We start from the raw sequence: 21,509 nt of genomic DNA, 5'->3' as shown, positions 1-21,509 counted from the left end.
GACTGATGAAGAAGGCCGGCGCTGTGGGCCCCTTTCCGGTTTCTATCTGGATATCACTGTATGATCTGCTCCCGGATCGCCTTGGCAACCATCTGGGTTCGGTTGACCACGTCGAGTTTCTTCAGGATCGTCGCCGTGTGCGAGTTGACCGTGTGTTCAGAGACGGAGACGATCAAGGCGATCTCGCTCGCAGTTTTGCCATGCGAGATCCAGCGCAGTATTTCCGTTTCCCTCGGCGTCAGGCCCAGGCCCGCCTTGTTGGAGAGGACCAGCCGGTAAAAATAGTCGAACGCGCAGACCGCATCATAACAGAGCTCGAAATGCGCCTGCTGGTCTATGTCCTCACAATCGCCGAGAAACAGGACCGCGTAGCGCGCGCCGTTCAGGCCGGTCACCGGCACGCAGATCAGCATTTCGAAACCGAGCTGGTCCACCAGATTGCCGCCTTTGCCGAGATGGGGGTCGTCGGCTTTCCATATGGAAGGAATGGTTGACGCATGGAGGCTCTTGTAGGCGACGGAATCGCCGAAGCGATGACGCCTGTCATACTCCTCCGCAAGGCCCGACGGCAGGTCATGCAATGCAAGCCGGTTCGACAGCATGCAGGCGTCACCTTCGTTTCCGAGTTGCAGGATGCCGAAATGGTCGAAGCCGAAACGCAGCGACATCGTATGGAAAATTCGAAAGAAATCGACCCGATTGAGAGCTTTCTCCAAATCGTTGTCGAAGTCGTATCGCCGGTGGTTTTTCAAAAGGGTTGCCACGACGCCGCCGTCCCCAGTGTCCCCGCAATAAGAGTGTAACGCGCGGATCACTTTACGCAACTGGCAGTTCAGCGAAAAAGGCAGTTGTGCGCGGTTTTGAAGCTTCACGATCGGGAGATTGGCGGGAAGAGGGGGACTGCCTATGGTCGCTTCGTCTATCCCCGCCTGGCAGACTTCGGCATGGCAGTCCTCCCTGCCCCGCAGAAGGGGTATGCCATGACGGCGACCTGATCGCTATCCGTGTAAATTGGGATTGACATTGACGGTAAAACGAAATCGATTCGGCCGATGGAGCGCGCGGCGAAAAGAAAGTCGTGCATAGCGCCCTCGTTGTCATATCCGGAAGAATTTTCCAATTGGACAATTTTTTTTGGACGCTTATTGCAATGCCCGATCAAATGTCGTTCCATCCGGCCTTGACCGGAAGCAATGGCGTTCTGCGTCGGAAAAATATGAGAACAAGAACAAAACTGGGAAACAAGCTCATGAAAAAGCTCTCTACTCTCCTTGCAGCAACCGCAATCGCCACGTTGATGGCCGGTTCTGCATGGTCGAAGACATTGGTTTATTGCTCTGAAGCATCGCCGGAAGGCTTCGATCCGGGCCTCTACACGGCCGGCCAGACTTTCGACGCGTCGTCGCGCACGGTCTACAACCGCCTAGTGGAGTTCAAGCATGGCTCGACGGAGATCGAACCCGGCCTCGCTGAAAGCTATGAAGTATCCGCCGACGGCACCGAATACACCTTCAAGCTGCGCCCTGGCGTCAAGTTCCAGACCACCGAATTCTTCACGCCGACGCGCGAATTCAATGCTGACGACGTCATCTTCTCGTTCGAGCGCCAGTACAAGGCTGACAACCCGTGGAACAAGTATGTTGCCGGCGCTTCCTGGGAATATTTCTCGGGCATGGGTCTCCCGGACCTGATCGAGTCGATCACCAAGGTCGATGACCTGACGGTCAAGTTCAAGCTGAAGCGCGCCGAGGCGCCGTTCCTCGCAAACCTCGGCATGGATTTCGCGTCGATCCTGTCGAAGGAATATGCCGACAAGCTCGCCGCCGACGGCAAGATGGAGCTGATGAACCAGCAGCCGCTCGGCACCGGTCCGTTCACCTTCGTCGCCTACCAGACGGACGCCGCGATCCGCTACAAGGCCAACCCGGATTACTGGGCCGGCAAGGAAAAGATCGACGACCTCGTTTTCGCCATCACCACCGATGCCGCGATCCGCGCGCAGAAGCTCAAGGCCGGCGAATGCCACGTCATGCCCTATCCGAACGCAGCCGACGTTGCCGAGCTGAAGAAGGACGAGAACCTGACGGTTCTCGAGCAGGAAGGCCTGAACGTTTCCTACCTCGCCTACAACACGCTCGTTGCGCCATTCGACAAGGCTGAAGTGCGCAAGGCGCTCAACATGGCCGTCAACAAGCAGGCCATCGTCGATGCCGTGTTCCAGGGGGCCGCAAAGGTCGCCAAGAACCCGATCCCGCCGACGATGTGGTCCTATAACGACGCCATTGAAGACGACAAGTACGATCCGGAAGCAGCAAAGAAGATGCTGGCCGATGCTGGCGTTTCGGACCTCAAGATGAAGATCTGGGCCATGCCGGTCGCCCGTCCGTACATGCTGAACGCGCGCCGCGCAGCAGAACTGATGCAGGCCGATCTGGCCGCGATCGGTGTGACCGTCGAAATCGTCTCCTATGAATGGGCCGAATACCTGAAGCTCTCCTCCGCCAAGGACCGCGACGGTGCGGCCATCCTCGGCTGGACCGGCGACAACGGCGACCCGGACAACTTCCTTGACACCCTGCTCGGTTGCGACGCCGTCGGCGGCAACAACCGCGCTCAGTGGTGCAACAAGGAGTTCGATGATCTGATGACCAAGGCGAAGGCAACCGCCGACGTCGCAGAACGCACGAAGTACTATGAAGAAGCCCAGGTGATCTTCAAGAAGGAAGCGCCCTGGAACACGCTCGACCACTCGCTCGTCTTCGTTCCGCTGAGCAAGAAGGTCTCCGGCTTCGTCATGGACCCACTCGGCATTCACCGCTTCAACGGTGTGGATATCGCAGAGTAATCTAATATAAACTATGTCTGCCGCATCCGCGGTAGCAATTCCGGCGGCTCGAATGTTTCGGGCCGCCGGTTTTTACAATTGGACTAAACGCCCATGTTGCGCTTTATCTTTGGACGGCTCGCCGTCCTGATCCCCACCTTCATCGGGGTTTCCATTATTGCCTTCTCGTTCATCCGCCTGCTGCCCGGTGATCCGGTGATGCTGATGTCGGGCGAGCGTGTGATGTCTCCCGAACGTCATGCCCAGCTGATGGCGGATCTCGGTCTCGACCGGCCGATCTACATCCAGTATTTCGACTATCTCGTGAACCTGTTGCAGGGCGATTTCGGAAGTTCGATCGTCACCAAACGCGCCGTGCTCGACGACTTCCTGCAATTGTTTCCGGCAACTGTCGAGCTGTCGCTCTGCGCCATCATTCTGGCCGTCGCTCTCGGCGTTCCGGCCGGCGTCCTGGCTGCGGTCAAGCGCGGCACCTGGCTCGATCAGACCCTGATGGGCACCGCGCTGGTCGGTTATTCCATGCCGATCTTCTGGTGGGGGCTGTTGCTCGTCATCTTCTTCTCGGGCTATCTCGGCTGGACGCCCGTCTCGGGCCGTATCTCGCTGATGTTCTTCTTCCCGCAGGTCACCGGCTTCATGTTGATTGACAGCCTACTCTCTGGCCAGTCCGGCGCCTTCAAGTCGGCGGTAATCTATCTGATCCTGCCGACCATCGTGCTTGCGACCATTCCGCTTGCCGTCATTGCCCGCCAGACACGCTCTGCTATGCTGGAAGTGCTTGGCGAGGATTATGTCCGCACGGCCCGCTCGAAGGGTCTGTCGCCGTTCCGGGTGATCGGCGTCCACGCGCTGCGCAATGCCCTTATCCCGGTCGTCACCACCATCGGACTTCAGGTGGGGGTTCTGCTCGCCGGCGCGATCCTGACCGAAACCATCTTCTCGTGGCCGGGCATTGGCAAGTGGATGGTCGATTCGGTCTTCAAACGCGACTACCAGGTCGTGCAGGGCGGCCTGATGCTGATCGCCGCCGTGATCATGGTCGTGAACCTCATTGTCGATGTGCTCTACGGGTTCATCAATCCGCGTATCCGGTACTAGGAGGGTCCGATGGCTGTCGTCGAAATCAAAACCATCACGCCGCCGACCGGCCTTGCCGAGTTCTGGTTCTATTTCTCGCGCAACAAGGGCGCCGTGATCGGCTTTGCGGTCTTCTTAATCATCCTTTTGCTCGCAGTGTTCGCGGCGTTCGTGGCGCCGCATAGCCCAACCATTCAAAACCGCGAGGTCCTGTTGTTGCCGCCGGCCTGGGTCGAAGGCGGCAGGCTGACCTATTTTCTCGGAACCGATGCCGTCGGGCGCGATATCCTGTCGCGCCTGATTTACGGCGCCCGCTTCTCGCTGTTCATCGGCGTCGTGGTGGTCAGCCTTTCGGTCGTCTCAGGCGTGCTCGTCGGTCTGATCGCCGGCTATTTCCGTGGCCGTACCGATACGATCATCATGCGCGTCATGGACATCATCCTGGCGTTCCCGTCGCTGCTTCTCGCCCTCGTGCTTGTTGCGGTCCTTGGTCCCGGGCTGGTCAACGCGATGATCGCGATCTCGCTCGTCAACCTGCCGCATTTCGTGCGCCTGACGCGGGCGGCAGTCATGACCGAGCGTACCAAGGATTATGTTATCGCCTCGAAAGTGGCGGGTGCTGGTACGCTGCGTTTGATGTTCCTGACCATCCTGCCCAATTGCCTTGCGCCGCTGATCGTTCAGGCGACGCTTGCCTTCTCGGCTGCGATCCTCGATGCGGCGGCCCTCGGTTTCCTCGGCATGGGCGCCCAGCCGCCGACGCCGGAATGGGGAACGATGCTGGCCGAGGCGCGCGAATTCATCCAGCGCGCCTGGTGGGTCGTTACCTTCCCGGGCCTTGCCATTCTCATCACCGTTCTTGCCATCAACCTGATGGGGGACGGCCTGCGCGATGCGCTTGATCCCAAGTTAAAGAGGTCGTGATGTCCCTTCTTGAAGTCGAAAATCTGGTTGTCGAATTCCAGACGGCGTCCGGTCCGTTCCGTGCCGTAGATGGCGTGTCGCTGAAGGTGGACGCCGGTGAAGTGCTGGCGATCGTCGGCGAGTCCGGATCGGGCAAGTCCGTGTCCATGCTCGCGGCCATGGGCCTCTTGCCCTGGACCGCGAAGGTGACGGCAGACAAGCTGCAGTTCCATGGCATCGATCTCCTCGGCCTGTCGCCGTCCGAACGTCGCAGGATCGTCGGCAAGGATATTGCCATGATCTTCCAGGAACCGATCGCCAGCCTCAATCCGTGCTTTACGGTCGGTTTCCAGATCGAGGAGGTGCTGCGCATCCATCTCGGTCTCGACAAGGCGGCCCGCAGGGCGCGTGCCATCGAGCTCTTCGAGCTGGTGGGCATTCCCAATCCGGCCGAACGGCTGAGCCATTACCCGCACCAGATGTCCGGCGGCCAGTGCCAGCGTGTCATGATCGCGATTGCTTTGTCCTGCAATCCGAAACTGCTGATCGCCGACGAGCCGACGACCGCGCTCGATGTGACGATCCAGAAGCAGATTCTGGACCTCCTGATGCGGCTGCAGGCCGAGCAGGGCATGGGGATGATCATTATTACCCACAATATGGGCGTGGTGGCTGAAACCGCCGACCGTGTCATCGTCCAGTACAAGGGCCGCAAGATCGAGGAGGCGGACGTGCTGTCGCTGTTCGAATCCCCGAAGAGCACCTACACGCGGGCGCTTCTTTCGGCCTTGCCGGACAATGCCACCGGCGACCGGTTGCCGACGATTGCTGAGTTTCTCAGCGACGACCAGATCTTTGCAGGAGCTGTATAATGACCCCTGTTCTCGAAGCGAGAAACCTCGTCCGCGATTATCATATCCCGGGCAGCCTTCTCAGGAAGGGCAAGATCGTTCATGCCGTGAAGGGCGTCAGTTTCACAGTCGAACAGGGCAAGACGCTTGCCATCGTCGGCGAGAGCGGCTGCGGCAAGTCGACCCTGGCCCGGATCGTCACCATGATCGATCCGGCCACCTCGGGCGAGATGCTGATCGACGGGGAAAAGGTCGATATTGCCAAGGACGGCCTGACCGCGGAAATGCGCCGCAAGGTGCAGATCGTTTTCCAGAATCCCTACGGCACGCTCAATCCGCGCAAGAAGATCGGTGAAATCCTCACCGAGCCGCTGATCATCAATACCAAGATGAAGGCGGACGAGCGGCGCGACAAGGCCATGGCCATGCTGAAGAAAGTCGGGCTTGAGGAAAAGCATTACGGCCGCTATCCGCACATGTTCTCCGGCGGCCAACGCCAGCGCATCGCCATCGCCCGCGCCCTGATGCTCAACCCGCGGCTTCTGGTGCTGGACGAGCCGGTTTCGGCGCTCGACCTCTCAGTGCAGGCCCAGGTCTTGAACCTGCTCGCCGATCTGCAGGACGAATTCCAGCTGACCTATGTCTTCATCAGCCACGACCTGTCGGTGGTGCGCTATATCGCCGACGACGTGATGGTCATGTATTACGGCGAAGCCGTGGAATATGGCAGCCGCGAGGACGTCTTCAGCGATCCGAAGCACAGCTATACCAAGACACTTTTCGCTGCGACGCCACGCGCCGATGTCGACAGCATCAAGGCGCGCCTTGCCCGGAAAGCTGCCTGATCCCGGCGATGGGGTGCCTGTCATGGGCCGGCACTCCAACTGACGCGGAATGACGCCGACTTTTTCGCAATGACGGTTTCGCTTGCGGGAAATCTGCGATAAATCGCCTGCGTCACAACAATCACAGATGCGGCCCGCCGCACATCACGAGGACTATGAAGATGGACATCAAACGCTTCGAAACCGGCCCGCGCATGAGCCAGGCTGTCGTGCACAACGGCACGGTCTACCTCGCCGGCCAGGTTGGCAATGCCGGTGACGACGTTGCGACCCAGACCAAGCAAGCGCTCGCCGAAGTTGATCGTCTGCTGGCGCTCGCAGGCACGGACAAGAGCCGTATCCTCTCGGCGACCATCTGGCTTGCCGACATGGTCGATTTCCCGAAGATGAACGCCGTCTGGGATGCCTGGGCATCGCAGGGCAACACCCCGGCGCGCGCGACCGGCGAAGCCAAGCTCGCAAGCCCGGAATACCTCGTCGAAGTTATCGCTATCGCCGCTCTTTAAGGCGTAGGAAATGATGGGATCGGCTTGCCGGTCCCGCACGCGGAATTCGAGCCGGCGCCTCCAGGGACGCCGGCTTTTTATCTTCGCAAGAGAATAATCGTGGCCCTCCGGTTTGGCCGTGTTAGTTCTCTGCGCTCCGTCAGTGGAGCGGAACAAATCGATGGCTCCCGCGTTAGCCAGTGAATTTCTCCGGAATGCGCTCAACCAGAAGGGAATGTGCCATGCTGTACTGGTTGCCAAGGCTATGCCTGTTCCTGTTCATTGGTGCGGTTCTGGGCTTTGGTCTCCTGCCCGCAACGTCGGAGGACATTGCCAATACGCTGATCGTGGTGGCCCTGGGCCTTGGCCTGTTCTCATTGACGCTTCATGTTTTTCCCCCGGAGCGACATTGAAGTTGCGCGTGGGCATTGACGTACAAACGGTTTTCTTTTCCGGCAAACGCTGTACGGACGCAGTGTGAGCTGTTCATCAAAAATTGAACCTTGATCTCGTTCTCGCGCTCGTTGCGGGAGCGAATGGCTCGAGCGAGACGAGCGCTTGACCGCCATGCAACGGGGCTGGGGATGGTGACCGGGCGATCGGCGGAGTTGACATATGATCGCAGCTACGCGCCCGGCACGCGTGCGTGCATGACCTTTCCGGTTTGAGGTGAAAAAAAAAGGGGGAAAGCGCGAGGGCTTCCCCCATGAGTTTTGGGAAACAAGGTTCGAAAGGCCGAGAGGAGGTCAACGTCGCGCTTGTCACTTGGCGGGCGCCTTGAGCTTCAGCGTCAGGTCGCCGCAACTCGATGTTCCCTCGGTTTCGGGAAACATTCCGTCGCCGCGACCGTTGCATTCGCTGGGTGTCTCAAATCTCACGACCTTGCAGTCGACAAACGCGCGGAAACGGCAATCGTTCCCTTTCGCCCTGTTCCATAGGGCATTGGAACCTTTGGCCCGGCAAGCCGTTATGAGATGCCGGAGATGGAGCCGAAGCCGTCACGCCGCTTCGACGTTTTCCGCACATGGATGGCAAGTGTCAGTCCGGTAAATGCCGGATTTTTGGAGAGATAAAAAATGAGTGCTGCCTTGCCGGGGAGTGGGATTTTCAAGCAACGACAGCATTTGAGACAGGCTGAGATCGAGGCGCACGCGGCCGAGGCCGCTATCCCGGAAACGTCGCCGAAAACCGGGCTCGACCTGGTGGTTTCCTGGAGCATTGTCGGAACATTCGTCATCTTCGCTTCGACGGCAATCTACATGATGGAGGCGATCCTCATGCCGGTCACGCTTGCCATCGTCGTCGGCATGGTTCTGGGGCTTGCCGCAGATCGGCTGGCAAAATTCGGACTGCCGCCCGTTCTTGGCGGACTTTTGCTCGCCATCATCTTCGTCTTCGGGCTTTTCTTTCTGATCAACGCGCTGATCGAGCCGTTGACGTCGCTTGCCGGGCAGGCGCCCGGCATCCTTGAGCGGACGTTTGAGCGGATTCTTCCCTATATTGAGCGGTTCGAATGGGTAAAGGTGGCGATTGCCGGCACGGATGAAAAAGCCGTGACCGACGTCGCTATCCAGAATGCCGGCACCATGCTCGGATTTGTCGCATCCGGGGTCACGCCGGCTTTCATCCAGACGCTGATCTTTCTGGCAGCGCTCGGGCTCTTCCTGGTGGGTCGCGCGCATCTGCGCAAGACCATCATTCTCGCCTTTGCAACACGCGATCGCCGCCTTGCTGCAATCCGGATCATGAACGCCACCGAAAATGCGGTCGGGTTCTATTTTGCGACCGCAAGCGTGATTTATCTGATACTTGGTGCCATCACCGCGGCGATCGCATTTGTCGGCGGTCTGGCGGTGGCGCCGCTTTGGGGGCTGTTCGCCTTCGTCTCCAGCTTCATTCCGTATCTCGGCGTAACGGCGATGACGATCGCGCTTCTGTGCGCTGGCCTGATGACCCACGACGCGCTGTTGCTGGCGCTTGCGCCGGCTGCCGCATTCTTCGTGCTACATCTGGTGATGGAAAACCTGGTGACGCCGGCGATCCTGGGGCACAGGCTGGAGATCAACCCGTTTCTGGTCTTCCTGGCAATCATATTCTGGACGTGGATGTGGGGCGCGGTCGGCGCCATGCTGGCACTCCCGCTGTCGCTGATCGCAATGACGATCTTCAACGAGATACGGACCGGCCCGCCGGAACGGCAGCTTCCAGGATAAGGAGGGCGATTGCTTCGTCGTCTTGCGATGATCGCCCGCGACGCAGAGGTGGCGGGCGCGAGTGGCGCGTTAGCGTTTGCCCGAGCGGGCGTTTTCGTCGAAGAACAGAGCCTGGCTGATCAGCGCCTTGACCATCTCCGGATTGAACGGCTTGGTGACAAGAAAGGCCGGCTCCGGTTTCGTGCCGGTCAGCAGACGTTCCGGGAAAGCGGTGATGAAAATCACCGGGATCGCAGTGCTCTTCAGGATATCATTGACCGCATCGATGCCGGAGCTGCCGTCGGCGAGCTGGATATCGGCAAGAATCATCTTCGGCGTGGTCTTCTCGAAAAGCGTAATGGCTTCGCTATAGGTTCTTGCCACGCCGGCGACCTTGTGACCGAGGCTCGTCACCATATCCTCGATATCCATCGCAATCAGCGGTTCGTCTTCGATGATGAGGATTTCGGTCGCGACCTGTCTGGAAATGTCTTCCGAAGCTTCGCGCAACAGCGCAGCGACGTCGTTGCCGGTAATGCCAAGGATGTCGGCCGCCTCGTCCGGCGTGAACCCTTCGACGGAGACGAGAAGGAACGCCTTGCGGGCGGCGGGCGGCATCATCGAAAGGTTCGCTGCTGCGCGCTTTTCCCAGCTGAAGGGCGAAGAAGTGTCCGGGAGATCGATGGAGATTGTCTCGAACAGCGAGCAAAACAGCTTGAACAGGTTGACCCGGTCATTGGTCCCCTGCGGAAAAAGCGTGATGTCGGCGATCAGCGCCTCCAGCACCGCCGCCACGTAGGCATCGCCCGAAGCCTGCGATCCGGTCACCGCGCGGGAGAAGCGGCGCAGATAGGGGAGATGGGCTGCGATCCGCGTGGAAAGTGACATTTAGGACTTCCTTGAGTATGATGGCGCCGAGATTTTCCGGTGCCCGACGCTAATGTGAGTCGAAACCGGCATTGGTTTGAACATGTTTTATGGTTTATGGGAAGTTTTGAAGCGGGACGAATTAAGCGCAGACCGAAGCGAAACCCCTAAAAATTCGGAATATATCAAGGTTTTGAGCGTAGCAAAATTATGCGTGGATGCGTCGCCGCCCGGCGATTGCCGCCGCGGTGTCAGGAGTTGAGACGTTTATGAGTGACATCCCGGAAAATCGGCGGCGGGCCGGAGGCAGGGCTGGTGGTGGCATGATGGACCCTAACAACCAGATTGCCTCCAAACTGAGGGCTCTTTACAGCGCGGTCGAGCAGGAGCCGATCCCCGACTTGTTTCTCGATCTTCTCGAAAAGCTGGACAAGGCGGAGCAAACCGGCAAATCGCGTCGTTGACGCACCATTTAGCAATTGACCCTTTGACACCATCACACAAAAAAACGGGCCGAAGCCCGTTTTCCTGTATTTCAGGCTATTGCCGATGCGATGATCAGCAGGCTGCAATATAGCGCCGGCCGTAGCGATCGCGGTAATAGCACTGGCCAGGCTCGCTTGCATTGCCGATCAATGCGCCGGCGACACCGCCGACCGCAGCGCCCACTGCCGCGCCACGAACATTTCCGGTTGCCACGCCGCCTATGATGGCGCCCGATGCCGCGCCGATACCGGCACCTTTTTCCGTCTGCGTGCAGGCTGCGAGGGGAAGGATGAGGGCAACTGCGAGGAGGATCTTTTTCATGATGGCTTCCTTTTCAAGGGGCGTTGACAATCTAACGGGAAACAAGGCGGCCGATCAGATACGGCCCGTCAGAACGAGTATGAGGAGGATGATGACGACCAGCCCGAGACCACCCGAGGGGCCGTAGCCCCAATTGCGGCTGTGGCCCCAACTCGGAAGCGCACCGATCAGCAAAAGAATGAGGACGATCAGGAGTATTGTACCGAGCATGATGTTTCCTCTTCCGTTTCAGGCCTTTGGGGCCAAGGGGCCTGCTTGCGGAAACGTATGTCGTGCAATTTTGTTCCAACGGGCGATTGTAGACTAAGATCCGAGGGGGAGCGCTAGGCGTAAAGGCTCCGGCTTTGCCGGCTTGGCAAGTTCGTTCTGACGGCTTGCCGTCAGTGGACCGAACAGAAGGAAGGTGCCGATCAATTGATCGACTTTTTCGCGGGCCTCGGCCATCGGCAGGTGGCCGACCTTGTCAAGGATGACGGTGTGAACGCGCGGCAGGCGGCCGGACAGGTGGATCTGGTGCGACGGCGGAACGATCGCGTCACGGGCGCCGATGATATTGAGCACCGGCACGTCGATGAGCGGCAGTTCGTCGATGACCGACGTCTGCGACATCCAGGAAACAAAGGCGACGATTTCGTCCGTCCGCGACTTCATGAGATGCTCGCGGACCTGCTCCATGGTTGCGATGGTTTCTTCCGTCTCCCAGCCGACGGTCTTGTCGAATACACATTGGAGCGATCCCCAGCGAAAGGTTTCGCGCGTGGCAATCCAGCGGGTGAAGATCCGGATAAAGAGAAGCCGACCCAGCAGCGGCAATGCGAGGATACGCGCTGCTAACCTTTCCTGTCCAACAAACCGCCCGCAGGCGAAGGCACCCATGAGAATGACGTTGCTGACCAGGTCCGGACGGTGGCGAGCGAGCAGCAGCGAAACGAAACCGCCGGTCGAATGGCCGATCAGCGTAACCGGCTCGCCGTCGAAATCGCGCTCGATCGCCGCCGCATAGGCATTGACGATATCGGCGGTATTCAACGTTCCGGAAAGGCCATCCAGGGTCCAGGGGCTGTGGCCCGGCAGGGGATAGGCCGCCGCCTGGCCTTCCCGCACGATGCTCGGCGCGAAACAACTCCAGAAGGTCGGCGCCATCACCATTCCGTGGATGAGCACGGTTTTCATGCCCGGATCCTGGGAAAGCCAATGGGGAGATGGGGGACGCAACATTGCCGACTTTCCTTTGACGTGCGTCGGTAATCATGCCTTGAGGCGTTGGTTGTCTGATGCAGGCGCAATCGGGGTCTGGATCGCGTATCCGGGGTTCACCAAGTCACGCCAGGCATTCCTTGACGTATTTTCCAAACGTGATCCGACGAAAAAGGTTCCCTGCGATATTTTCGGAACTCGACCATCGGTCGCCGCTTTTTGTTTGATTGCGCGGGTTCAACTTGCCTGTGACGACGCGTCTTCCTCCGCCGCGTCAAGTTCCCTGAGAAGGTCGGCAAAGGTCTCATCCGTCTTGGGCACCTGTTCGTCGGCATAGAGATCGCGCAAAGTCCTGCCGATATGCAGGTTCTTTTCACGCGCCCGACCCGGCTGGCGGACCGCCGCTGCTGCGGACTTCCAGATGCTGGACGTGGATACGGTCATCTTACTGTCTCGCATGGGCTGTGTGCCTTCACAACGTTCCCTACGTCAGGAAGGTTCCGCAATGCGAATGGCTAATCCGTGTCAATTCGGGGCAAATTTCCGGGGCATGGTTAATGAATAGTTTCAATCGTGACGAGAAACTACGTCATGCCTTTTGCTGGAACAAAGTTATCCTTTTCGCGTTTAATTCCCGACAGATTAAACCAAGGAGAGTTTCGATGCTTTACTACGCCCTTGTCTTCCTCGTCGTCGCTATTATCGCGGGTGTTCTTGGATTTGGTGGTATTGCCGGAGCTTCTGCTGGCATAGCACAGATCCTGTTCTTCCTGTTCCTGGCTTTCCTGATCATTTCGCTGGTGGCTGGCCTGATGCGCAGGACCTGACCCCATCAAGTGATGCGGCTGAAAAGGGAGCGGTGCGCAAGCGCTGCTCCCTTTTCCTTGCCTGCATCCGGCCGCGCCGCGCGGTGCCGCCTGCTTGCGCCTTGCCGAAGGCAATTGGCTTGGCTATTCATGACCGGGACATCTCGCAACCGCACATTCCGGAGCCACATGCCGCATGAAGTCGCTGGAACGCACCGTTGAAAGGATCACCCCGTCGAGCCGCTGGCTCCGGGTGGTCTTCTATTTCGGCCCGGCCAACGCGGTTTTTGTCGACGGTGTGATGATGGCGAGCAACTGATGCGGGCGACGATCATGCACATCGCCTTCGTGGTCTCCGCGCCGATGCTCGGGTTCCTCGAGCAGATCATCAACAGACTGAAGAAATAAGCAAAATGGGGAACCGGAAATGAAGACAGACGTCGTTGTTTTGGGCGCAGGCATCGTTGGCCTGTCAACGGCCATTCATCTGGCGCGGCGGGGGAAATCCGTCGTTCTTCTCGACCGCCGCGGCGCCGGCGAGGAAACCTCTTACGGCAATGCCGGCCTGATCCAGCGTGAAGGCGTGTACCCCTATGGTTTCCCGCACGACTTCGGTGCCCTGTTTCGCTACGCGCTGAACAACACCATCGATGCGAGCTACCACTTCAGCGCACTGCCGGGCCTCGTGCCCTTCCTGCTGCGCTACTGGTGGAACTCCGGCTTCACGCAGCATGAGAACATCGCATCGATGTATGCGCCGCTGATCGAGAATTCGATCGCCGAGCACGATGACCTGATCAAAGCCTCCGGCGCCGGCGACCTTATCCGCAAGGATGGCTGGATGAAGGTGTTCCGCACCGAGGCTGCCCGTGACGCTGCCTACAAGGACGCGGAAAAACTGTCCTCGGCCTTCGGCGTCAATCATCAAAAGCTGTCGAGCAGCGAATTGAAGACGATGGAGCCGTCGATCAGGGCGGAGTTGACGGGCGGCCTGCGCTGGACGGATCCCTGGTCGATCCGCGATCCGCACAGCCTCAACAAGGCCTATCTCACCTATTTCCAGTCGCTCGGCGGGCGTCTCGTCTCGGGCGACGCGGCAACGCTGGAGCATATTCTGGAAGGCGCAGGCTGGCGCGTCGCGACACCGGAAGGCCCGCTGGAGGCAAAAGAGGTCGTAGTCGCGCTCGGTCCCTGGGCTGATACGGTGACGAAGAAACTCGGCTATCGCTTCCCGCTCGCCGTCAAGCGCGGCTATCACATGCATTACGGCACGGAAGATGGCGCGCAACTCAACAACTGGGTGCTCGATGCAGAGAGGGGCTATTTCCTCGCGCCGATGCTGCGCGGCATCCGCCTGACGACCGGCGCCGAATTCGCCCACCGCGATGCGCCGAAGACCCCGGTGCAGTTGACCCGCGCCGAGCGCGTCGCTCGGGAATTCTTCCCGCTCGCCGAACGTCGCGATGAGGAACCCTGGATGGGCGCACGCCCCTGCACGCCGGACATGATGCCGATCATCGGCAAGGCGCCCCGTCATGAAGGCCTGTGGTTCGCCTTCGGCCACGCCCATCATGGCATGACGCTTGGCCCCGTCACCGGCCGCGCGCTTGCCGAAGCGATGACCGGGGAGAAGACAGTAATCGATATCAAGCCCTACAGGCCTCACCGCTTTCTGGCGTGAATATCGCGGCTGACGAGGGGTGGATACCGATCGCACTGATCGTGTTCAGTCGTCCCAATCACTGGGAATGTTGCCATCGGCGCCACGCAGCGTCAGCTCGTTGCGCACGTCCGAGATGCCGGGTGTATCGTAGATAAACCGCTCGATACGGCGGCGGTCTTGGGCGGTTTCTACTTCGCCAGTCAGAAGGGCGATGCCGCGCCGGACTTTCAGGTCCATACCCGAGGTGTCTATGTCGCTGTCCAACAGTGCATTGGCGATCGTCTCCTCCAGCGCATCGTCCTCCACGTCCGCCTGGACATCGTCACTGAAAAGATCCGGGCCGTCGGCGCTTTTGATCGCGGTGTCGCTACTGCGCTCGAAGCCGGGGTTGCCCGCGTCGTCGAAGTTCTGGCCGGTCTGGCCATAGGAACTGTTTCCGATTTTGGTGTCCGATCCGGGCGTGGCGTCGGCATAGGGCCAGCCTTCATCGAGGTCGCGCTCCTCGTAGTCGCGGTAGTCTTCCTCACGACCCGTCGTTCTTGTTATTTTGCGTTTCATCGCTCGCTCCTTGTTCTGATGTTATCACAAAGAGAAACGGATGACGGGGCGTTTGGTTCATTGGACGGGTCTCCCGTGCATCCGACATGCTGCGGACACGAAAATGGCGGAGCCGCTGAAGAGGCTCCGCCATTCCGTCATTTTTCATGCGCAGATCAGTTCTGCGGGGCAGTGCCCGTAGCAGGGGTCTGGGTATCCGTGCCGGTGGCCGGTGTCTGCGTATCCGGGGTTGCCGGCGTGGCGTTTGGCGTCGCCGAGGTGTCCGGCGTTGCGTTGGTATCGGGAGTTGCGGTCCCCGGGGTCACGCTGTTGTCAACTGGCGGCGTGGTCGTTTGTTCCGTTGTTGACGGCTGGGTAGCCGCATCATTCGTCTGGTCGTTGGAAAGCTCGGCCGGCAGCCAGACGAGCAAGGCCAGAACCAGACCGGCCAAAAGGATGATCAGAATCGGCCAGCTTGAACGCGTAGAACGGGGTTCAATATCTTCCGGCAGGCGCTGGTTTGCCAACGGATCCGTTGCGGGCTGGTTTGCCTTGTCGGCCGGCCATGCCGCCGGATTAACGTTGCGATTTTCACTAGGGTCAAAACGTTGATTCATGGCGTTCATATCCTTTCGAGAAATGGAGCCTGTGCCAGCAAACGTTGAAGGCAACTGCTCCCTTAAACGTCGAAGGGGCGCGAAAGTTCCGCGAAAGACGATTTTGGCGCACGAAAGAGGCTGAAATTACAGCTTTTCTGCCCAAATACGGATCAAAAAGAGTTCGGTTGGCATGGCGGAGAGGCCTGGACGAGGCGCGTTCTCGCCAACCGTGATGCTCGTCAGGACGACGGGAGTTCGGCGATTTCCCCGAATTGCGCCAGAAGGCGTGGGCTCGTCATGTCGCCGGTTTCCTCATCGACCTCGACGGCATAGGCGGCAACTCCGGCAAAGCGGCCTGCCATCGCTGCCGCGATTTTCTCAGCGCTTGCGGCATTGGACGCCTGACGCATCTCCCCCGGTGCCATCCCGCCACGAACCTTTCGATAAGGAAGAACGATGAATTTCTCGGCCATGAACGGCGCCTTTCGGGATGCTGGGCCCGGCAAAGCCGATACCGGCAGTCTCGGTAACAGATTTCGACAATATGCCAGTAGCGAATGAGGCGCATCGGCGCCTGTGTCCGGCAACCTGTAGCACTGATGCTACGCCCGGTATATGCACTGGCCATGCAAACTGCCGAAGCGCGTTTTCCGGACCAATCATTCATTTGGTCAGCGAAACGGCTCCCAAGGAAATGCATCAAAGCAGGCGTCGCGCCCGATTTCGGCGCGACACCCTGGCTTTTTAAAGAGAATCGAAGGTCGAGGCCGGCATTTGAAGTGCAGCGGCAATGCGCTTTACCCTGCCGGGATCGACATCCTCTCCAGTCTCGATCCTGGAAATTTCAACGTCGGTCAGCCCGCAGGTCAGGGCGAGGTCCTCGATGCTGTAGCCTGAAGCTTCGCGAAAACGCCTGACGGCTTCCCCGATTTCTACGGGCGGCATGCCAGCGTTGCCGGAAACGTCGGCGTTGTTGATTGAGATGGTCATGAAATGACTCCTTCGGTTGTTCGCGGCGAGCCCAGCTCAACGCGTGAAGGTGGCTTGCAGCCATTGAGATACTCGGCCTGGCAGAGCGAGAGGCGAGTGCAGTGCAATATAAGTAGAAACGATGGTGATGCAAGGCGTGCTGGCGATCTTTGGAGAGAGAGTGTGCCATGGGCCGTATTGCCTCAACGGTAGCGCTCAGCGGAATGCAGCAGTCAAAGGCCTGTTTTTGCCCCATTTAATGGCCCAGGAAACACATTCATGACAGATATCGGTGGCAGGGTGGCTCTCGAGTTGCCGCGTTGTCCATATCGCACAACCTCTCCAAGGCTTGAAAACAGGGCATCTGGGCCATCGGTTTTGGCGCTATCGGGATCAATCGGCACGTGAACGAGATACGTTCGGATGGAATTTGTTGCGATGCACAAGATGGTGCCCTATGCTGTCTGCCGTGCCAACGCTGAAACGGAGAGCGCTCTGAACTCTGACCAGACAGCAGTCTTTGACGTCTGCGCGACCGGATGGAACGAATACCTTGCCGCCGGAAGCGGGTATTCTCGGCTTGCCGGGAAAGGGAACAGAAGCGTCCTGCTGTTTCCTCCGCAGGGCCGACGCAAAGGCGAACACGCTATCGAGGACCGATCGTGAGAGTTGCCAAAGCCAGCCTTGTCAGCCCGGGTGAGAACAGCGGCTATGCCATCGCTGCGCTCGCGTTGTCCCTGTTCGTGTTTGCCTACTCCTCGCGTTTCGGCCAGGTTTCGATCCTCCTCTATTATGCTTTGTGGCTTCCATTGGTGCTGGTCGATTATCGGCGCGTCCTTGCCGGCTCTGGCAGGTATGGATGGATCTTTGCGTTCGCGGTGTTCGCCTGTCTCTCTCTTTTCTGGTCGGCGGCACCGGCGGTGACGGCAAGAGCCGGACTACAATATCTCTCCCACGTCATCTGCGCCCTGATCGCAATGCGGGTCGTCGACATCCGGACTCTCACACTCGGTATGATCACCGGCATCGGTGTCGTTCTGATGTTTTCTCTGTTGTTCGGGATTTATCATTTCGATCCACTGGACGGCACCTACAGCTTCGTCGGCGCCTTCGCCTCTAAAAACCAGCTTGGGTTCTATGCCTCCCTCGGGGTCTATTTCGCCTTTGCAACCTTTCTGATGCTTCGCGAAAGGGGAATTTGGCTGGCGCCTGCTGCCGGCGTTGGCCTCATCGCCTGTTATTCGCTCTATGCCTCTCAATCGGCAACGTCGGCGCTGACGACAGTGGCCGTGATTGGCATTTGCCTCGGTCTGCAGGTGCTCTCGGCGCTTTCGCCGCAAACGCGCAAGACGGTTTTCCTCGCGGTGATCGTGATTGGCGTGATCGCCGTGGTCGGCGCGATCTATGGCGGCGCGGTGGACAGCGTCCTTGGCATATTCGGCAAGGATTCGACGCTGACGGGCCGGACCTATCTCTGGCAGCAGGGCATCGAGGCTGCTGGCGCATCTCCATTGATTGGCCTGGGCTATCAGGCCTATTGGGTCCAGGGGTTCTCGGAAGCCGAGCGGCTTTGGGAGGAATTCTATATCGGGTCGCGCAGCGGCTTTCACTTCCACAACACCTTCATCGAAACGATGGTAGAGACAGGGGCTATCGGCCTGTTTCTGTTGTGTTCCATCCTTCTGATCACCGTGTGCGGCCACTTGAAGCGGCTGCTTTCGCAAGCGCTGGCAACGGAATCGTCGGTGCTCTTCGGCGTCGCCATCCTCCTTCTCATGCGCGCTTTCGTCGAGGTGGATATTCTGAACCCCTACCACGTCGGGTCCTTCCTGCTTTATTTTTCAGCCGGGCGGCTCACTGTCGGGGCTTCCCGATCTTCTTTTGCGCGGCCGTATCTGCACGCGCACGTTCATGCTCCGGCGTTCATGGACACAGACAGGGGCAGGTGAGTTGCGATGAAGACGATTTACGGGATCCAGTACCTTCGAGCGTTTGCGGCACTTGCCGTCGTTGTCTTCCATGCCGCCGAGAAAACCGGTCATCATTTTGCGATCGGCGCCGCCGGCGTTGATATCTTCTTCGTCATCAGCGGCTTCATCATGTGGGTGATCAGCGACCGGCGCGCGCTGACGCCAGCCGCTTTTCTCTACGAGCGCGTCCGCCGGATCGCCCCCATTTACTGGCTGGCGACGACGGTGATGGTTGCCGGTGGCGTTCTCGGCCTCTTTCCAAATCTGATGTTGACCACGCAGCACATCGTCGCATCCCTGTTCTTCATTCCCGTCCGCTCACCAAGCAGCGGCGAAATCTGGCCGGTCCTGGTGCAAGGCTGGACGCTGAACTTTGAAATGTTCTTCTATGTGATCTTTGCGCTTTCGCTCTTTCTCGAGCGCAGGTGGCGCCTCGTGGCGGTCGCGGCTGTTTTCACTTCCCTGGTGCTTTCGGGCCTGGTCATGACCTCGCAGAACCCGATATTCCTCACCTATACGCGGCCGATCATGCTGGAATTCATTGTCGGCATGTTCATTGGGCAGGCGTGGTTGAAGGGGAAAGTTCTTGGGCCGCAGTTTGGCCTGTTGCTTGTCATCCTTGCCATCGGCGGCTTTCTCGCGCTCCAGGTCTTCAAACTTCCATTCAACGAGTTCAACTGCGGTCCCCTCGCGGTGGCCCTTGTGGCTGGAACTCTCTCTCTTGAAGCGGCGGGCAGGATAGGCCAATGGCGCGTGTTCGCCTTTCTCGGGGATGCGTCCTACTCGATATACATCTGGCACACGTTCGCGATCTCGGTGATCGCAAAGCTGGGCGGGTCGATTGGCCTCCATCCCGGCATCACGTTTGCGGCTGCTGTTGTGGGCGGTGCTGTTCTCGGCACATGCGCTTACATCTTGCTCGAGCGCCCGCTCACAAAACTCTTCAAGTCGCCGAAGCCCAAGTCCTGGTCGAAGCCTGTTCCAGCGGAAGAAATCTGATGACGGGCAATCATCAATGGCGTTCTGCATACCAAATAGGCACAACGCACTGTCCCGAGAAAGATCGCCTGCCCCAAACCGGGATCGGTTACCGTCGTGTTAACGCCCATCTGCAGTTTATCGCCGAGAAGCGCCATTTCGGCCTGAAATTTGCTGCGTTGCAATAGTTTCGCTGCGAGCAAGATGCTACCCTTGCTTGCGTGTGCCACGCTCGGCCGGATCCAGACCGGCAAATTATATGGAGACAGTCGATGCGCAAAAGCGTTTTGAATGCCCTCGGGCAACCCTTGTACTACAGCGATAGTTCGACCGCGTTTTTTTCGGCGACGGGCTCCGGCCCGACCCTTTACGGAACTGCCGGGAACGATTCCATGTGGGGTGACAGCTCCGTCAACGTGACCATGATCGGCGGCACAGGCGACGATATCTACTACCTCTATTCGTCGATCAATCGTGCGCAGGAGGCTGCCGGGCAGGGCATCGACACCATCAGTACCTGGATGAGCTACACCTTGCCGGAGAATTTCGAAAACCTGACGGTGACCGGCAATCTGCGTTATGCATTCGGCAATTCTGTCGACAACATCATCAGGGGCGCGTCCGGGCGACAGACGCTGGACGGCCGCGACGGCAATGATGTGCTGACGGGTGGGACCGGTGCCGATACCTTCATTTTTACCAAGGGCAACGGCAGCGACCTGATTACCGATCTCGGCACGGATGATATCGTCCGGCTGAATAGCTACTCGCTCACATCCTTCGATCAGCTTCTCGACAACATAACGCAGGAAGGCGCAAATCTGCGGCTTGATCTCGGGGATGGGGAAAGCCTGGTCTTTGCCAATGAGGCAATCGGCGATCTTCATGCCGGTCAATTTGAGCTGAGCCTTGATCGCTCCGCTCTCACACAAACGTTTGGCGACGACTTCAATACGCTCCAACTGTACAATGGCACGACTGGGGTGTGGGAAGCGAAATACTGGTGGGCGCCGGAAAAGGGCGCCACCTTAAATGACGAACTTCAGTGGTACATCAATCCATCCTACGCCCCGACTGCCGTAGCCAACCCTTTTTCCATCAACAATGGCGTCCTGACGATTACCGCCAAAGAGACGCCGGATTCGATCAGCGCCGAGGTCAATGGATATGACTACACCTCCGGCATGCTGACGACGCACGCGTCCTTTGCCCAGACTTACGGTTATTTCGAAATTCGTGCCGACATGCCCGACGACCAGGGCGCTTGGCCGGCCTTCTGGCTGCTGCCCGAAGATGGATCCTGGCCGCCGGAACTGGACGTCGTGGAAATGCGCGGCCAGGATCCGAATACGGTGCATGTCACCGTGCACTCGAACGAAACTGGGCAACATACCTCCGTCACGAGCGCCGTCAGCGTCGCCAGCACCGAGGGGTTTCACACCTACGGTGTGTTGTGGCAGGCAGACGAGATTGTCTGGTACTTCGATGACGTCGCCGTCGCGCACGCCGATACGCCGTCGGACATGCATAAGCCGATGTATATGCTGGTCAACCTGGCGGTCGGCGGCATCGCCGGCAATCCTGGCGATGATTTCGCCGATGGTTCGCAGATGAAGATCGACTACATTCGCGCCTACACGCTGGACGATCTGGCTTAGGCCGAGACACGTCGAAGACCGCACGGCGTTGGCCGTGCGGTGATCCCCGAACCTCAACCTTGTCAAGTAGTGCGGTCCCAGAAGGCGTATTGCAGCCGTTCGGATCGTGAAATTCTGCGCGCGTTCACTGCGCGTTCGCCTTCCGGGCGCCCGTTCAATTGCGCCGGTCTGCCGTTTGGGGTAAACATTATCTTAATGTTGAGGCAACACGCGGGGCGATACCGATGAGGTATATCGCGCAACGTTTCGAGAACTTCCGT

26 protein-coding genes are annotated in these 21,509 nt (G+C 58.9%); 16 read left to right on the top strand and 10 right to left on the bottom strand.

Annotated elements, in window-relative coordinates; all coding sequences use genetic code 11:
* Window positions 1–53 precede the first annotated feature (53 nt).
* Entirely contained in the window at window positions 54–764 is a 711-nt protein-coding gene (locus tag ACSQ3F_RS02450) for a helix-turn-helix domain-containing protein (RefSeq protein WP_436098762.1), read from the bottom strand.
* 485 nt (window positions 765–1,249) lie between these two features.
* Here ACSQ3F_RS02450 and ACSQ3F_RS02445 point away from each other — a divergent pair, with 485 nt between their 5' ends.
* The 8 genes from ACSQ3F_RS02445 to ACSQ3F_RS02410 all read left to right on the top strand — a co-directional run bounded on the left by ACSQ3F_RS02445 (window position 1,250) and on the right by ACSQ3F_RS02410 (window position 9,219).
* Window positions 1,250–2,845 carry an ABC transporter substrate-binding protein gene (locus ACSQ3F_RS02445; RefSeq protein WP_436098761.1) on the top strand — a complete coding sequence of 532 codons (1,596 nt, stop codon included), beginning with the start codon at window positions 1,250–1,252 and terminating at the stop codon, window positions 2,843–2,845.
* A gap of 93 nt (window positions 2,846–2,938) precedes the next feature.
* Complete coding sequence (locus ACSQ3F_RS02440; protein WP_436098760.1) at window positions 2,939–3,943, top strand: ABC transporter permease subunit; 1,005 nt, start codon at window positions 2,939–2,941, stop codon at window positions 3,941–3,943.
* Between the two features lie 9 nt (window positions 3,944–3,952).
* A complete protein-coding gene (locus ACSQ3F_RS02435; protein ID WP_436098759.1) occupies window positions 3,953–4,846 on the top strand; it encodes an ABC transporter permease subunit in 894 nt (297 codons plus the stop codon).
* Entirely contained in the window at window positions 4,846–5,697 is an 852-nt protein-coding gene (locus ACSQ3F_RS02430; protein ID WP_436098758.1) for an ABC transporter ATP-binding protein, read from the top strand. The genes ACSQ3F_RS02435 and ACSQ3F_RS02430 overlap by 1 nt, the downstream gene beginning before the upstream one ends.
* Window positions 5,697–6,521, top strand: coding sequence for a dipeptide ABC transporter ATP-binding protein (locus tag ACSQ3F_RS02425; protein WP_436098757.1), 825 nt, complete (start codon window positions 5,697–5,699; stop codon window positions 6,519–6,521). Before ACSQ3F_RS02430 ends, ACSQ3F_RS02425 begins: the two co-directional genes overlap by 1 nt.
* Window positions 6,522–6,682: 161 nt before the next feature.
* Window positions 6,683–7,027, top strand: a complete 345-nt coding sequence (locus ACSQ3F_RS02420; protein WP_436098756.1) for a RidA family protein — start codon at window positions 6,683–6,685, stop codon at window positions 7,025–7,027.
* A gap of 221 nt (window positions 7,028–7,248) precedes the next feature.
* Complete coding sequence (locus ACSQ3F_RS02415; RefSeq protein WP_436098755.1) at window positions 7,249–7,419, top strand: hypothetical protein; 171 nt, start codon at window positions 7,249–7,251, stop codon at window positions 7,417–7,419.
* Between the two features lie 663 nt (window positions 7,420–8,082).
* Window positions 8,083–9,219 carry an AI-2E family transporter gene (locus ACSQ3F_RS02410; RefSeq protein WP_436098754.1) on the top strand — a complete coding sequence of 379 codons (1,137 nt, stop codon included), beginning with the start codon at window positions 8,083–8,085 and terminating at the stop codon, window positions 9,217–9,219.
* Window positions 9,220–9,288: 69 nt separating this feature from the next.
* Here the strand turns inward: ACSQ3F_RS02410 and ACSQ3F_RS02405 are convergent, their stop codons facing one another.
* Window positions 9,289–10,086, bottom strand: coding sequence for a response regulator (locus tag ACSQ3F_RS02405; protein ID WP_436098753.1), 798 nt, complete (start codon window positions 10,084–10,086; stop codon window positions 9,289–9,291).
* 248 nt (window positions 10,087–10,334) lie between these two features.
* Between ACSQ3F_RS02405 and ACSQ3F_RS02400 the strand changes: the two genes are divergently transcribed.
* Entirely contained in the window at window positions 10,335–10,529 is a 195-nt protein-coding gene (locus ACSQ3F_RS02400) for a NepR family anti-sigma factor (protein ID WP_037119577.1), read from the top strand.
* A 94-nt stretch (window positions 10,530–10,623) separates the two neighbouring features.
* On the opposite strand, the gene ACSQ3F_RS02395 is transcribed toward ACSQ3F_RS02400, so the two are convergent.
* The 4 genes from ACSQ3F_RS02395 to ACSQ3F_RS02380 all read right to left on the bottom strand — a co-directional run bounded on the left by ACSQ3F_RS02395 (window position 10,624) and on the right by ACSQ3F_RS02380 (window position 12,513).
* Window positions 10,624–10,872 carry a YMGG-like glycine zipper-containing protein gene (locus tag ACSQ3F_RS02395; protein ID WP_436098752.1) on the bottom strand — a complete coding sequence of 83 codons (249 nt, stop codon included), beginning with the start codon at window positions 10,870–10,872 and terminating at the stop codon, window positions 10,624–10,626.
* 54 nt (window positions 10,873–10,926) lie between these two features.
* Window positions 10,927–11,082, bottom strand: coding sequence for a DUF3309 family protein (locus ACSQ3F_RS02390; RefSeq protein ID WP_436098751.1), 156 nt, complete (start codon window positions 11,080–11,082; stop codon window positions 10,927–10,929).
* Between the two features lie 93 nt (window positions 11,083–11,175).
* Window positions 11,176–12,045 (bottom strand): alpha/beta fold hydrolase, encoded by an 870-nt coding sequence (locus ACSQ3F_RS02385; RefSeq protein WP_436098750.1) that lies wholly within the window; start codon window positions 12,043–12,045, stop codon window positions 11,176–11,178.
* 261 nt (window positions 12,046–12,306) lie between these two features.
* Complete coding sequence (locus ACSQ3F_RS02380) at window positions 12,307–12,513, bottom strand: hypothetical protein (RefSeq protein WP_436098749.1); 207 nt, start codon at window positions 12,511–12,513, stop codon at window positions 12,307–12,309.
* A 218-nt stretch (window positions 12,514–12,731) separates the two neighbouring features.
* On the opposite strand from ACSQ3F_RS02380, the gene ACSQ3F_RS02375 reads away from it, so the two are divergent.
* The 3 genes from ACSQ3F_RS02375 (at window position 12,732) to ACSQ3F_RS02365 (ending at window position 14,556) form a co-directional block, all read left to right on the top strand.
* A complete protein-coding gene (locus ACSQ3F_RS02375; protein ID WP_037119568.1) occupies window positions 12,732–12,896 on the top strand; it encodes a DUF1328 domain-containing protein in 165 nt (54 codons plus the stop codon).
* Window positions 12,897–13,071: 175 nt separating this feature from the next.
* A complete protein-coding gene (locus tag ACSQ3F_RS02370; RefSeq protein WP_436098748.1) occupies window positions 13,072–13,194 on the top strand; it encodes a hypothetical protein in 123 nt (40 codons plus the stop codon).
* A gap of 108 nt (window positions 13,195–13,302) precedes the next feature.
* A complete protein-coding gene (locus ACSQ3F_RS02365) occupies window positions 13,303–14,556 on the top strand; it encodes an NAD(P)/FAD-dependent oxidoreductase (RefSeq protein ID WP_436098747.1) in 1,254 nt (417 codons plus the stop codon).
* A gap of 45 nt (window positions 14,557–14,601) precedes the next feature.
* Here ACSQ3F_RS02365 and ACSQ3F_RS02360 read toward each other — a convergent pair whose 3' ends face one another.
* The 4 genes from ACSQ3F_RS02360 to ACSQ3F_RS02345 all read right to left on the bottom strand — a co-directional run bounded on the left by ACSQ3F_RS02360 (window position 14,602) and on the right by ACSQ3F_RS02345 (window position 16,664).
* Window positions 14,602–15,096 (bottom strand): BON domain-containing protein, encoded by a 495-nt coding sequence (locus tag ACSQ3F_RS02360; RefSeq protein ID WP_436098746.1) that lies wholly within the window; start codon window positions 15,094–15,096, stop codon window positions 14,602–14,604.
* Window positions 15,097–15,251: 155 nt separating this feature from the next.
* On the bottom strand, window positions 15,252–15,692 hold the full coding sequence (locus ACSQ3F_RS02355) for a hypothetical protein (protein WP_436098745.1): 441 nt from the start codon (window positions 15,690–15,692) through the stop codon (window positions 15,252–15,254).
* Between the two features lie 221 nt (window positions 15,693–15,913).
* Window positions 15,914–16,147 carry a hypothetical protein gene (locus ACSQ3F_RS02350; RefSeq protein WP_037119558.1) on the bottom strand — a complete coding sequence of 78 codons (234 nt, stop codon included), beginning with the start codon at window positions 16,145–16,147 and terminating at the stop codon, window positions 15,914–15,916.
* 271 nt (window positions 16,148–16,418) lie between these two features.
* Window positions 16,419–16,664, bottom strand: a complete 246-nt coding sequence (locus ACSQ3F_RS02345) for a helix-turn-helix domain-containing protein (protein WP_436098744.1) — start codon at window positions 16,662–16,664, stop codon at window positions 16,419–16,421.
* Between the two features lie 641 nt (window positions 16,665–17,305).
* Here ACSQ3F_RS02345 and ACSQ3F_RS02340 point away from each other — a divergent pair.
* The 4 genes from ACSQ3F_RS02340 to ACSQ3F_RS02325 all read left to right on the top strand — a co-directional run bounded on the left by ACSQ3F_RS02340 (window position 17,306) and on the right by ACSQ3F_RS02325 (window position 21,249).
* Window positions 17,306–18,592 (top strand): O-antigen ligase family protein, encoded by a 1,287-nt coding sequence (locus ACSQ3F_RS02340; RefSeq protein WP_436098743.1) that lies wholly within the window; start codon window positions 17,306–17,308, stop codon window positions 18,590–18,592.
* 6 nt (window positions 18,593–18,598) lie between these two features.
* The gene (locus tag ACSQ3F_RS02335) at window positions 18,599–19,612 is read left to right on the top strand and encodes an acyltransferase family protein (RefSeq protein WP_436098742.1); all 1,014 of its coding nucleotides are present in this window, start codon (window positions 18,599–18,601) and stop codon (window positions 19,610–19,612) included.
* Window positions 19,612–19,779 (top strand): hypothetical protein, encoded by a 168-nt coding sequence (locus tag ACSQ3F_RS02330; protein WP_436098741.1) that lies wholly within the window; start codon window positions 19,612–19,614, stop codon window positions 19,777–19,779. The genes ACSQ3F_RS02335 and ACSQ3F_RS02330 overlap by 1 nt, the downstream gene beginning before the upstream one ends.
* Before the next feature lie 84 nt (window positions 19,780–19,863).
* Window positions 19,864–21,249, top strand: a complete 1,386-nt coding sequence (locus ACSQ3F_RS02325) for a family 16 glycosylhydrolase (RefSeq protein ID WP_436098740.1) — start codon at window positions 19,864–19,866, stop codon at window positions 21,247–21,249.
* Window positions 21,250–21,509: the final 260 nt, after the last annotated feature.

Origin of the sequence: Pararhizobium sp. LjRoot238 (genome assembly GCF_964252955.1) — a bacterium.
In the GTDB taxonomy this organism is placed as follows: domain Bacteria; phylum Pseudomonadota; class Alphaproteobacteria; order Rhizobiales; family Rhizobiaceae; genus Pararhizobium.
This window is presented reverse-complemented; position numbering and strand designations above follow the sequence as displayed.